The 13,763-nt window shown below is 27.6% G+C and carries 11 protein-coding genes; 2 read left to right on the top strand and 9 right to left on the bottom strand.

The features are described from left to right. Positions 1-35 precede the first annotated feature (35 nt). The 3 genes from ACTG44_RS05600 to ACTG44_RS05590 are packed head-to-tail and all read right to left on the bottom strand — an operon-like array spanning position 36 to position 2,176. Entirely contained in the window at positions 36-578 is a 543-nt protein-coding gene (locus ACTG44_RS05600; RefSeq protein WP_021383911.1) for a hypothetical protein, read from the bottom strand. Between the two features lie 51 nt (positions 579-629). Then, complete coding sequence (locus tag ACTG44_RS05595; RefSeq protein WP_021383894.1) at positions 630-1,316, bottom strand: ABC-2 transporter permease; 687 nt, start codon at positions 1,314-1,316, stop codon at positions 630-632. Then, positions 1,316-2,176: an ABC transporter ATP-binding protein gene (locus tag ACTG44_RS05590; protein ID WP_021383895.1), complete on the bottom strand. Its 861-nt coding sequence runs from the start codon at positions 2,174-2,176 to the stop codon at positions 1,316-1,318. The genes ACTG44_RS05595 and ACTG44_RS05590 overlap by 1 nt, the downstream gene beginning before the upstream one ends. 136 nt (positions 2,177-2,312) lie before the next feature. Between ACTG44_RS05590 and ACTG44_RS05585 the strand changes: the two genes are divergently transcribed. Both ACTG44_RS05585 and yfcE read left to right on the top strand, forming a co-directional pair. Continuing rightward, complete coding sequence (locus ACTG44_RS05585; RefSeq protein WP_021383844.1) at positions 2,313-3,113, top strand: NAD(+)/NADH kinase; 801 nt, start codon at positions 2,313-2,315, stop codon at positions 3,111-3,113. Between the two features lie 24 nt (positions 3,114-3,137). Then, positions 3,138-3,707 (top strand): phosphodiesterase, encoded by a 570-nt coding sequence (gene yfcE / locus ACTG44_RS05580; protein WP_021383861.1) that lies wholly within the window; start codon positions 3,138-3,140, stop codon positions 3,705-3,707. A gap of 172 nt (positions 3,708-3,879) precedes the next feature. Here the strand turns inward: yfcE and ACTG44_RS05575 are convergent, their stop codons facing one another. From ACTG44_RS05575 to ACTG44_RS05550, 6 genes are all read right to left on the bottom strand, one after another. Continuing rightward, positions 3,880-4,926, bottom strand: a complete 1,047-nt coding sequence (locus ACTG44_RS05575) for a cell wall-binding repeat-containing protein (RefSeq protein ID WP_021383877.1) — start codon at positions 4,924-4,926, stop codon at positions 3,880-3,882. 207 nt (positions 4,927-5,133) lie between these two features. Continuing rightward, on the bottom strand, positions 5,134-6,360 hold the full coding sequence (pepT, locus tag ACTG44_RS05570) for a peptidase T (protein WP_021383813.1): 1,227 nt from the start codon (positions 6,358-6,360) through the stop codon (positions 5,134-5,136). 89 nt (positions 6,361-6,449) lie between these two features. Next, positions 6,450-7,502: a sporulation integral membrane protein YtvI gene (gene ytvI, locus ACTG44_RS05565; RefSeq protein ID WP_021383852.1), complete on the bottom strand. Its 1,053-nt coding sequence runs from the start codon at positions 7,500-7,502 to the stop codon at positions 6,450-6,452. 148 nt (positions 7,503-7,650) lie between these two features. Next, a complete protein-coding gene (locus tag ACTG44_RS05560; protein ID WP_052328874.1) occupies positions 7,651-8,904 on the bottom strand; it encodes a hemolysin family protein in 1,254 nt (417 codons plus the stop codon). A gap of 129 nt (positions 8,905-9,033) precedes the next feature. Continuing rightward, positions 9,034-12,561: an AAA family ATPase gene (locus ACTG44_RS05555; RefSeq protein WP_479918353.1), complete on the bottom strand. Its 3,528-nt coding sequence runs from the start codon at positions 12,559-12,561 to the stop codon at positions 9,034-9,036. Beyond that, a complete protein-coding gene (locus ACTG44_RS05550; protein WP_479918352.1) occupies positions 12,548-13,759 on the bottom strand; it encodes an exonuclease SbcCD subunit D in 1,212 nt (403 codons plus the stop codon). Before ACTG44_RS05550 ends, ACTG44_RS05555 begins: the two co-directional genes overlap by 14 nt. Positions 13,760-13,763: the final 4 nt, after the last annotated feature.

Below are 13,763 nucleotides of genomic sequence, written 5' to 3'. Positions count from 1 at the left end.
TATCTATGATTGGTTAATTTTTCAATTTTTTAAAATCATTCCATAATAGTAGCTTTCCATACATCATTATTTTTTCCAACTACTAGATATAAACCTTTTGCCATTGGAATATCGACAATATATTCTCCCCTATATTCGACACTCATCCCAGACTGACTAAAGTACCTATAATCAAAATTTAATCCTTTTGGAATTATAAAATCAACATAACCCTGATTATTTGGTTTTATACCATACTTTAGAGTTTTTTCAGTTATAGAATTTTTCTCATTAGATAACTCTATATTTACATATGAAGAACATTTATCTATTCCTTTTTTATTTTCTACACAGCTTTCAAACTTCATTTTAGCACTGCTTAACCTATAGCTATATCTACTATTATTGCTTATTTTAAATCTTACAATAGTACCAATATCTCTACTTCTTCTGCTATCAAAATCAAAACCAATTTCCTCTAAATGATTTATTTCATAATCTTTGACACTTACCATATCTCTATATACTAATTTATTTATAGCTATGAATAGTGTAAAAATCCCCAAAATAAAAAATGAAACCTTTATAAACTTATTCATTTCTAGTCTCCTTATATTTTGTGCTATTGTGCTATAATATTAATTAAAATTTTAATAATTAAACTTATTCTTTTTTGAAATCCTAATAGAAAAATACATCGATATTATAAAAATTATTATTGTTAAAAAAGTCATACTATATAGGTTTATATATTTAGTATTAGCCATATCAGTTACATAATTTGAAAGATACACTCCTCCAATTTTGCTATAATTAAAATGCTTTACCTGATATACAACCATGCTAATTGTCTTCAAAAGACCTCCATATACAAAATAGATTAATATACTTATCATTAGACCACAAACTTTCATTTTGCCATATCCAAATTTAAAAATTAAAGGAAGTAAAATTGCCAAGATTGCTAAAAATATATTTACAGAGAAAAATACATCATTTAAAACCATATTTCTGAAAAATACTAGTGATGTCAATTTACTTACTAAAGATACAAATGTTGTCACAGAAATTATCAAACCCACACCCAGTAAATATTTTGAATAGACGACATCTTCTATACTAACTGGCATACTTCTTATAAAAATCCTTGAATCATTTTCATAATCACACTCAAATGTATTTATAAACACCAAATAACTTACAACAATGCTTACTGTGTAATATGAAATTGAGTTAAGGAAAAAATAAAAAACAAAAAATAATACTATGTACTTTAAATTGCGAATACCATCTGAACTAATTCCTATTATTAAATCCTTCCTTATTAAATTGAACATTATTTCACCTCATTTACATAATAATACATTAGTTCTTCTATAGTAGGATTTTTGACCTTATGTTTATCAATTTCTACCAACAAACTTTTTATTTTTAAACTATCTCCAACTTTAACAAGTGCCTCATTGTAATATTTATACTCTTTCACACCAACTATATTTTCTTTAATTGCTTCTAATTCTGCCTTATTTGCTCTAATTATTTTATATTCTTGTTCTATTAACTCTTTCTTAACTGTAAAAATCTGATTTCCTTTATTTATAAAGACAAGATAATCAGCTACCTTAATTAAATTATCAGTGTTGTGAGTGGAAATTATTACACTGCTGTTTCCATTTTTTACAAAATCTTTTAAGTATTGCATTATTTCAGTTCTTACTATTGGGTCTATTCCAGCAGTTGGTTCATCCAAAATCAATAATTTAGCATTATGACTAAGTGCATTTGACAGCATAAGTTTCTCAGATTGACCTTTAGACAAATTCTTAATATGCATATGTTCTTCTATCTCAAACTTTTTAAGATATTCATCAAATCTTTCTCTATCAAAATCACTATAAAATAATGATACTATTCTTCTAAATTCTTTAACCTTTAAATGTGGATAAAATTGTAAAGAATCATATACAAAACCAATATTGTTTTTAAAACTTATTGGAGAATCGTCAATAGTTTCATTACAAAGTTTAATTTCACCTTCATCTGCATCAATAATCCCCATTATAATTTTTATTAAAGTCGTCTTTCCTGAACCATTTGGACCTATAATTCCAACAATATCCCCTTCTTTTAGCTCCAAGTTTATATTATTCAACTTGAATTTACCTAATTTTTTTGTGATATTCTTTACTTCAAACACATCTTCACCTCTTATGTATTTTTTATACCCGCCTATACATATTTTAACACATTCACAACAAGCTAGGTCATTTATAAATTTATAAATTAAGAATTATAAAACTATGTTATAATACAAAGTATGAAGAGGTGAATATATGAAAAGAATTATAACTATAAATACAAACCAATTAAATAAGTCCCTTGAGACTAAAGAACTCTTAACTAGAAAACTTATCAATGCTGGCTTTGAAGTGTATTCAGATATTTATCCAGATACAGAGCTCATTATATCAATTGGCGGTGATGGCTCTTTTTTAAGGACAGTTAGAGATTTCGATTTTCCTGAAATTCCTATAATGGGTATAAATACAGGACATCTAGGTTTTTTTCCTGATATTTTACCAGATAAAATCGATAACTTTATTGAAGCTTATCTAAAAAAAGATTATATTATTCAAGAAATGTCACTTCTTAATGCTGAAGTATATACAACTACTAGTGGTTCTAACATGCTTGCTGTAAATGAGGTTGTTATAAGAGGGGACAAGTCTAGAACTATACACCTAAATTTAAGCCTTGATAATAGACATATACAAAATTTTAGTGGAGATGGTATGATTATTTCTACTTCCACAGGTTCAACAGCCTATAACTATTCTGCTGGAGGTAGTATCGTTGATATAAATCTTGAACTTATGCAGATTACACCTTTACATCCCATAAACACCAACGCATATAGGTGTTTTACATCAAGTATAATATGTTCCAATGAATCTATTATAAAAATTGCACCAGAATACAGATTTGAAGATTCTGTATTAATTGTAGTTGATGGAGTTGAACACAGATTTAGACAAATCGAAAATATAAAAATTAGTATATCTGATGCAAAAATAAAATTACTTAGAATGTCAAATTACGAATTTTGGCATAGAGTATCTGAAAAATTTTTATAGACTGCACTTAGGAGGATTTTTAATATGAAAATAGGAATAATGAGTGATACTCATGGTAGCTTGCTTTACTTTGAAAAAGCATTAAATGTATTGTCTGATTGCGATATTCTCTTACATGGTGGAGATGTCCTATATCATGGACCTAGAAATGATATTCCAGAAGGATACAATCCTAAAAAATTTATCGAAGTATTAAACAAGTTAGAAAATATTGTGATTGTAAAAGGAAACTGTGATGCAGATGTTGACCAGATGGTAATAGAACATCCTATTCAAAGTCCTTATGTTATGAGCCAATTTGGTGAAATTAGAATTATATTAAATCATGGTTATACAGAATCAGAGGAAGAAATCGTTGATAAAGCAAAAAAAATGGGTGCTGACATATTAGTTTTAGGACATACTCATGTAAAGAAACTATATATGGATGATAATTTAATAGTTATAAATCCAGGAAGTACTTCTATCCCTAAAGATGGAAGCCATTCTGTAGCAATTATAGATATTATAAAAACTGATGATGAAGATGAACTTGAACTTGATATCAACTTAGTTGACATCAATACTGGAAATATAATAAATATTAATGAATAATAAACTTTGAATAAAAATAAATCAAACTTAATCTGTTAAATTAACAATAAAAAACAAGTAAACTACGCTATTTATATCTCAATTAGAAATTTAAAAGATAGTACCTTAAAATTCTAAATTAAATATAACTTAGTTTACTTGTTTTTTTATATATTCTTATGGATCTACTATATTATTGTAATGCTAATGCTTCTGTATATGGTTTACTATTCTTACCTCCACCAACTTGTACAAATTTATCAGCCTTTACTTTTTTTATAAAATTTTTCTGTGCACTACTTAAACTGCCACTTGCAAGTATTACAGGTGATTTACTCTTCGATGCTAATACTCCAGCAGCAAGTCCATCAACTAAATCAGCTTCTCTTCCACTTCCATCTTTTGCAAAATACATATTATTAACCTTACTTAATTTTCCATAAAACTTTTCTAATACTTTGGCATTTGTATCTTTTCTATCTGTACCAGCTAATCTTTCTGAATTTACTAATTGCCCTTCAAGTTTTTTACTTATACTATATTCTCCACCTACTATGTATGTCTCATTTGAGTTTTGTGTAATAAAACTCTTTGCTTCACTTCCTATACTATCTTTACTTGTGTATATTATAGCCACATTATCACTTGCTGCTGGACTTGATATTGAAGTCGCATCTGCTAGACCATTATATCCATTGACTACAGCTACTTTTGAAACACCTAAATCCCCTGTATCATCCAATTGCTTAGTAAGAAGTAAAGAAGTCTCTTCTCTATCTGCTCCACCAATACGACTTACTAACACTCCCATATCTTCAAGAGATTCTTTTACACTTGATGAAATAGCTCCTTCACTTCCAATTAAAATAACTTCTTCTGGATTGAGTCTTTTTATTTCATCTTCCACATTATATGGTATGCTGTTTTTATTGGTAAGTAATATTGGCGCATCCAATTTACTTGCTAAAGGAGTTGAAGCCAATGCATCTGGTAATGAATTTGAATTTACTAGAAACACTCTCTCTGAACCATTATTCCATCCACTTTGAGATATTTTTATGGCTGTATCAAATCTATCTTCACCAATCAACGTTTCTCCTTTTGGAGATTTTCTGTTTTGAAGATAATGATTTACACCTTTCTCTGTATTTTTACTACTAGTGTCTGCATATACACAACTAGGCATCATAATACCCACTACAAGTGCAAATGCTATTATTTTTTTAGATTTAATTTTCAATATAATTCCCCCTTTTTAAAAGTTAATACCTATTGATATCCATACCTCTTATTGATACCCACAATTAAGAATAATTATCTTTTATAAAAATAATTATAAAAATAGCTACATCATCTCAAATACAATACAAACTTATAATCAGTTTGACTTATAAAGAATGATATAGCTATTATAACTTTAAATGATTAGTTTTTAAATACTTTTTAACTAAACTCTTTCAGCATATTTTTCAGCTATTCTTATAATTAATTTAGTCGCTTTCTCCATAGAACTAACTGGTATACATTCATTTTTACCATGGAAGTTTAATCCTCCAGTAAATATATTTGGACAAGGTAATCCATTAAAAGATAATCTCGCTCCATCAGTCCCACCTCTTACAGGAACTAGACGTGGCTTTATACCTAATTCCTCCATAGCATCTTTAGCTATATCAACTATGAACATAACTGGTTCAATTTTTTCTTTCATATTATAATAAGAGTCTTTTAAGTCTAATTCTACTCTATTGTCATATTTCTTATTTATTTTTTCTATATTTTCTATCATAATAGACTTTCTCTGTTCAAACTTTTCTTTACAATGGTCTCTAATAATATAAGCCATACTTACATTTTCAACATTTCCACCTATAGAATTTAGATGCCAAAAACCTTCATATCCCTCTGTTGTTTCTGGTCTTTCATCTGCTGGAAACATTTCTGATATTTCAGCAGCTATATGTATAGCATTTACCATTTTATTTTTAGCTGACCCTGGATGAACATTTCTACCATGTATAGTGATAGTTGCATTTGCTGCATTGAAGTTTTCACACTCAAGTTCGCCAACTATTCCTCCATCCAAAGTGTATGCATATTTTGCTCCAAATTTTTCAACATCAAATAAATCAGCACCTCTACCAATTTCTTCATCAGGTGTGAATCCTATTTTTATGTCTCCATGTTTAATTTCTGGATGATTTATTAGATATTCTATTGCAGTTACTATCTCAGCTATACCAGCTTTATCATCAGAACCAAGTAAAGTTGTTCCATCAGTAACTATTAAATCATCTCCCTTAAATTCTTCTAATTCTGGAGAATCACTTATATACGTAACAACATTTAATTCTTCATTTAAAACTATATCTTTTCCGTCATAGTTTTCTATTATTCTTGGTTTGATGTCTTTTCCACTAACATCTTCAATTGTATCTAAATGTGATATGAATCCTATAGTATCCACACCATCAGTGTTTCCTTTTAAAGTAGCCATTATATAACTATTTTCATCTAAACTTACATCATCAATACCCATTGATTTTAGCTCTTCAACTATATACTTAGCTAAAACCCTTTGCCCTTCTGAAGATGGACAATTTTCACATTGAGAATTAGATGTTGTATCAAATGATACGTATTTTAAAAATCTTTCTACTACTTTTTGTTTCACGTATATACCCTCTTTCTTATACTATTAATGAAATTTTTTATTTATTAGTGAATAAAATTTTATTTTTTAAAATTTCTGACTTACTATAATTAAAAAATATCCACCTTCTTAAGTATATCATGCATACATACCAAACCCAAACAAAAAATTACGCCAATTATTCCTTTTACTTGGATTCCAATAAAAATTGCAGCAAGCGTCGCAAGTGGATTTAATCCAACATTTACTGATACTAGTTTAGGTTCTAGTATTTCTCTAATTAAAGATAAGATAAAAAATATTACAGTCATACTTATAGCTATAAAATAATTTTTTATAAGAAAATAGTAAACAATCACTGGAAGGTATATTGTTATAATACCTAGAAATGGAATTAAATCCATTAAAGCTCCCACAAACCCTACTATCAAACCATATTTCAATCCAAATAAAGCAAAACTCCCCCAGATTGCAAAAAATGTTATAGCCATGAGTATTGTATAAGCCCTTATATATCCAACAAGAGAAAGACCTGCTTCTTTTTTTACGTTTTTTACCTTCTTTCTAACATCAGTAGTAAACATATTGTAAAAATTATTTTCAATTTTATCTAAATCTTTTGCTATAAAATATGTAGCAATAAACAAAGTAATTATAAATATTATAATATATGGGATGGAAGTAGCTAATCCAAGAATACTTGTAAGAAGATTTTTTGTAATTTGCATCACTTCACCACTAAATTTATTTACTAATTGCTCTACATCAAAATTAGCTATTTCTTGAAATGTTTTCATAAAATCATTTATTTTATTTAAGAAATACATAATAGTATTGCTTATATCTTCAGGATTAGTAGATATGTTATTTAAAAATCCCATTAGTTCTTTTACTGAGTTTATTACTATTATTGTAGTAACTGTACTCACTATGGCAACTGCAAGAAAACTTAGAACTAGTGTAGATACACCTTTGTTTATGTGGAACTTATTTTCTAATTTTTGTGATATAGGATTAATCATAAGTGCTATTATACCACCTAAAAAAAATGGAGCTATGTATGGAAAAGCTTTATAAATAAAAATAAATAAAAATGTATATATACAAAAAAAGATAGTATTATTTTTTAATTTGTATAAGAAATTATTCTCTAGTATGCTCATCTTAAAAATCTCCTTTCTTCTAATTTATATTTTTATTTTGTCCATTTCATACTAGTTTTATTTGAATATAAAATAAAAATAAGTGCATGTAATATAAAATTTAACTTTTATATTACATGCACTTATAATATTTAAGAACATTATCACATTATGTATATATTCTTATTTTTTTAATTCTATTTTTTTCTATACTCTCTATACAAAATCTTATATTATCGACTTCAATTACTTCATTCTCTTCTGGCAATCTGCTCAAATGTCCAATTATAAATCCACCTATAGAATCAAATTCTTCAGATTCTAAGTTTACACCAATAAGTTCATTAACATCACCAATTTTAGTACTTCCATCTACAATATACTCATCTTCTTTTATAACCTGTATTTCATCTTCTTCTTCATCATATTCATCCTCTATATCGCCAACAATCACTTCTACTAAATCTTCTATAGTTAAAAGACCAGATGTTCCACCATATTCGTCTACAACTATGGCCATTTGGCTTTTTTCAAGCTTCATCTCTTCAAGAAGTTGTGTTATTTTTTTGAATTCATATGTGAAAAAGGGCTCTCTCATATAGTTTTTAATGTCAAATGATTCTATTTCTTCATCTGATAAAAATATAATGTCTTTTATATTAAGTATTCCTACAATATCATCTATAGTCTCTTCATACACAGGCATTCTACTCAATTTTTCAGTTTTAAATACCTGTATTATCTCATCATAACTATCTTCCATATCTATAGCTACCATATCTATTCTTTGTATCATTGCATTTTTAGCTTGCATATCTCCAAATTCAAATACATTATTTATGATTTCTCTTTCTTCCATTTCAAGGACGCCTTCTTCATGGCTTACATTTACCATGGTTTTTAATTCTTCTTCAGTTATGAATGATTTGGCTCCTTTATTTGTTATACCGAATAATTTAAATATAACACTTGTGATTATGTTAAATACCCATACTATTGGTCTTAATATAAATATAATTACTTTTATAGGTTTGGATACTAATAGAGAAACCTTTTCTGAATTACTTGCTGCTATTGTCTTTGGAGTGATTTCACCAAATATTAATACTAACACTGTCATAACAGCTGTAGCAAGTGCCACTCCTTTTTCTCCCATTAATCCTATAAATAAAGATGTTGATATGGATGTTGCTGCTATATTTACGACGTTATTTCCAACTAATATAGAACTTAAAAGTTTATTTGGATTTTCTATTAATGAACTTACTAACTTAGCTCCTTTAACTCCTTCATCTTGCATATATCTGATTCTGATTTTACTCAATGACATTAAAGCCGTTTCAGATGCTGAGAAAAATGCAGACCCCATAAGTAATACTATTAAAAATATAATCTGAATCAAATTATTGGGCGATTCCAACACTTACCACACTCCTAATTACATGTTTTTATATTAATATTAATTATAAATAACTTTAATATTAGTTTTAATTATATCACAATTATATATTTTTTGGAAATATTAGATAATATATTCAATTAACATATGTTTTTAACTATATTCAATTTTTACTTGAGAACCTACTCCAGCCTCACTAGATGAAACTATTAACTTAACAGGAACTCTATTTTTAAGTTCCTCGACATGACTTATTATACCCACACTTAGATTATTACTATGCAATCTTTCCAAGGATTCTATAACAATTTCTAAAAGTTCACTGTCTAGTGAGCCAAAACCTTCATCTAAAAAGAAGAATTCTAGAGGTGCACTTCCCTTTAATTGTATCTGAGATGAAAGAGCAAGTGCTAGTGATAGAGAAGTTAAGAATGTTTCTCCACCAGATAGGGTATCAATACTTCGTCTTTCTCCTCCATTAAAATTATCTCTCATTACAAAATTCAGTGTCGAATCAATTTCAAGTGCATATCTTCCTTTTGTTATTCTTTCCAATCTTTTTGATGCTTCCAAAGCGATATATTTTAATTGGTTTGTAGAAACATATTCTACAAACTTATTTCCTTGCACACATTTATCTAATTCCTCTAATAAATCTACCTGATGTTCAACCACTTTAAGTTCTTTATTAAAATCATTTATCTTATCTAAAGAGTCTTTTAATGTTATTAGCTTATTTTGATTAGCTCCAATATCTTTCGATATATTACCTATCTCAACTTTTAGATTATAAATCTCGTCTTTTAATTGCTCAAAGTATTCCTTCTTTACAGTCCTTCCATTTAACTTTTCTTTTGATGACTTTATTTTAAATGTCAATAATTTTTGTTCTTCTTCATACTCTAATATCTCTTCAATTAATTTTTTTATTTCATCGCCATCTAATAAAGCTCTCTTTACTGCATATATACTTTCAAATTTATTTTCTGCTAGTAATCCATTTAATATTAATTTTTGTTCTTTATATTGCTCTCTAGCTGTTTTAAGCCTACCATCTATATTGTGTTTTTCAGCAATATTTTTTTCATACTCTAATCTTTGCTCTTCTAATTTTTTTCTACTTGATTCTTCTTGTTCTAATATCTTACATATATTTTCTTCAACATTATGTAAAAGATTTTTAGCCAAATCACCCTTAGTTATGTTAATAACTTCTTTATACTTATTTTCTCTATGCACTTTTTTTTCTACATATAATTCTCTAGCTCTTATTAACTCTATCTCTATCTCATGTAGTTTACTTTCATTTTCTCTTATTTTAAGGTCTAATGAGTCTCTATTTTTTAACAACTTTGAGTATCCAGTGCTTAATAATTCTAATTTTTTTTCATTTTCTCTTATTTCTTCTACCTTTGATGATAAATTAGAAACTTTAGTAATCGTCTTTAACCCTATATACTCCTGTTTTAGTTTTCTACATTTATTTTCTAGACTTTCTATCTCTGTATTTAAGTCTCTCGTTAATTTCTTATAGTTATTCAAGCTTTCTTTTATTTTTAATTCTTCTTTTTCAACCTTATTCTTTTCTTCTTTAACCAAAGTTATCTTATTTTCGGTATCTTCTTTCTCTTTCTCCCATTCTTGAATGTTAGATTTAAGCAAAGCAAGTTTTCTTTGTTCGTCATCAAGCTTTTTTAATAATTGACTAGATGGAATATCACCTAGCTTTCCTTTTACATCTTCCAATTCTTTAGTTTTCATTTTTTCTACAGACAAATATCCACTTACTTTAGCATTTAATTCCTCTATATTGCGTCTTATACTTAATTTTTCTTTTTCCTGTTTCTCTAGTTTTTCTTTGACAAAAGCTATATTTTCATCATATTTGGTTATATTATGGTTTTCATGATGTTTTGACCCACAAACTGGGCATGGCATATTTTCTTTTAACTCACGTCTAAGTTCAGATGCTAAATTTAAATATTTTAGTTCTTCTAGCTCTTTTTCCAAGTCTTCTCTGTTTTTTCTATTATTTTCAAGTTTCTCATTTAGTAAATTTATTTCTCTTTCAGTATTAAACTTGCTTTCTAGTACTATCTTTAATTCATCTTGTATACTATTCTTCTTAATTTCATTTTCTTTAGTATTGTTTGCTTTATTTCTTAATTCAGTTACATATTCAGATTTTAAAAGTAAATCTGCACTCTTACCAGGACATTTTTTAAGAAGAACATCTAAGTGAAGAGATAAATTGTCTAAATTACGTTTTGTATCATTTTTATCTTTATCAATATATCTGATTTTTAAATTTATGTCTTCTGTCTCTTTTAGTATTTCTTCTAATTTATTTATTTTTTGATTCTTCTCTTCTAAGACCTTATTATAATCTTTCTCATATTCATATGCTAAAAATATCTTTTGCTTTAATTCAGCACTTATATTTACTTTATCAATTTTTCCTTCAACTTCTTTTATGGACTTAATTACTGCATCTTTTCTAGATTCAGCCTCTTGTTTTACTTTTTCTAATTCTACTTTATTCTTATTTAAATTAATTCCATTTTCTTTTAACTCTTTTAACTCTTTATCCAGTAAAACTAACTCCTCTTCTAGTTTTATTGCCTGTTGTAACCTTATTTTTTCTTCACTTAACTTAGGGACTTCTTCATTTTTAATTCTACTTATTTTTTCATATCTATTTTTTATGACCTCAAGTTCTTGATTTAATATCACTAATTTCTTTTCTAAATTATTTACAGTAAAGCTATCTTCATTTATTTTTTTTTCTAGATTTTGAACAGAGCCTATGTATGGGTCTACTTTTCTTGCATTATTATCACTTTCTACAGTAGTAGTTTTTTCCTTTATCTCGTTACTTTTTAAATTAAGTTCATTTTTTCTACTCTCATTTTTCTCTAATTTTAATTGCTCTTCATATACTGCCTTACTCTCTTCATAGGATTTCTGAGCCAAATCTAAAGCTTTATTCTTCTCTTTTTCTATTTGTTTTAATTCTATTAATTCTTGGTTTATATTGTTGTATACTTCTTCTGTAATTCCATCATATTGACTTAATTTTGATTTTAAATCTTTTAAATTTTGTAAATGTAGATTTTTTCTCTTTTTTACTTTTTCTCCAAGACTTCTTCCATATTTCTCAAGATTGAAAATTCTCTCTAGCATATCTCTTCTATCCGCACGTGACAATCTTAGAAACTCATTAAATTTATCTTGTGGCAAAACTACTGACCTAGTAAAATCATTAGCTGTTAATCCTACAACTTGAGCTACTTTTTCATTCACTTCCACAACCTTATCAGCTAAAACATTTTTAGTATTGTCATTCAATATCTCTATTAATCTAGCATTAGAAGTCTTTGTCCCTGTTTTACTTCTAGCAATAGTCCTATCTACAATATACCTTCTTCTAGTATTTTTACTTCCTATCTCAAATTCATACGATATAATTGCCTTATCACATACGCTATTTATATATTCTTTTGTATTTCTGGATATATTTCCATACATAGCAATGGTTATTGCATCTAAAATTGTAGATTTTCCACTTCCAGTAGTTCCAAATATCCCAAACAAACCTCTTTCAATTAGCTTTTCAAAGTCTATAACTTGTTTATCAATGTAGCTATTAAGTCCTGTAACTTCTAACCTAATTGGTCTCATCTGCTGATTCACCCTCTTCACTTATTATATCTAGAAACAAATCCATAAGCTCCCCTTTTGGCTCTACACCCCTACTAAAAGAATAAAATTCTTTAAATAACTCTGCCATAGACTTTTCTTTTATATCTACACTTTCTTGTTCATAACAAGATGTTATTATTGGTTTTATTTCTATTATGTCTTTTAATAATTCCTTCATTTTTTTTATTTCATTCTGTGATATTATCTCATCGGTATTTATTTCAAAGTATGACCAAATATCTCTATCTTGATTTTGCTCACATATATCTAAAGCTTCTTCTATACCATTACATTTAAATACTTCTATAGGTTTATAATTATTAAAATATACTTCCTCGATTATTGGTTTTTCACCAGCTTTTATATCCACTATGTATGCACCTTTTGTATATGCTCTTTCATCTTTACTATATTGAAGTGGAGAACCTGAATAGTATGCATTTAAACGTTCAGAAGCTTTTTGTTGTTTATGCAAATGTCCTAATGCAGTATATTGAGCTTTTTCTGGTAAGTCTTTTCTTTCGACCAAAAAACTCCCCCCCAGTTGTATTGGTCTTTCTGATTCAGTACTCTCTCCACCTATTACAAATATATGTGATACTGCTATATTTATAGTATCACTTCTAAAATTTTCTTCTAAACTTTTAAATATATTGCCTACTTTTTCAGAATAAGTTTTTTGTTTTTCCAAATCATCTTCACTTGAAAAAACTTCATTTAACCTTTTTTCACTTGGATAAGGTAATGTAGCAATTACAACACTTTCTCCATTTATATCTAGTGTTGTGCATCCTTGTATTGAATCTGTTATTTCAAATCTTTCATACTTAGCTTTGGTTGTAGAACTTGATGGATATCCAAATATAAGTATTCCTTGTTCATGTGCTAGAGGTGTTATTGCAGAAAGTCTCTCTGGATTATCATGGTTTCCTGAAATTATTAATACACACCTTTGCCCATTATTAGCAAGTTTTGAAACAGTTTGATAAAACAGTTTTTCTGCTTGTGCTGGAGGATTCGAGGTATCATATATATCTCCCGCAATTACAACCATATCAATTTCATTTGATTCTACTATTTTTATAAATTCCTCACAAAACTTTGCTTGTTCCTCAATTCTAGAATGGCCCTCTAGGGATTTCCCTAGATGCCAATCTGATGTATGAATAAATCTCATCTTT

Source organism: Clostridioides sp. LIBA-2809 (genome assembly GCF_056688965.1).
The sequence above is the reverse complement of the archived record's forward strand: the minus strand, read 5'-3'. Positions and strand labels throughout refer to the sequence as shown.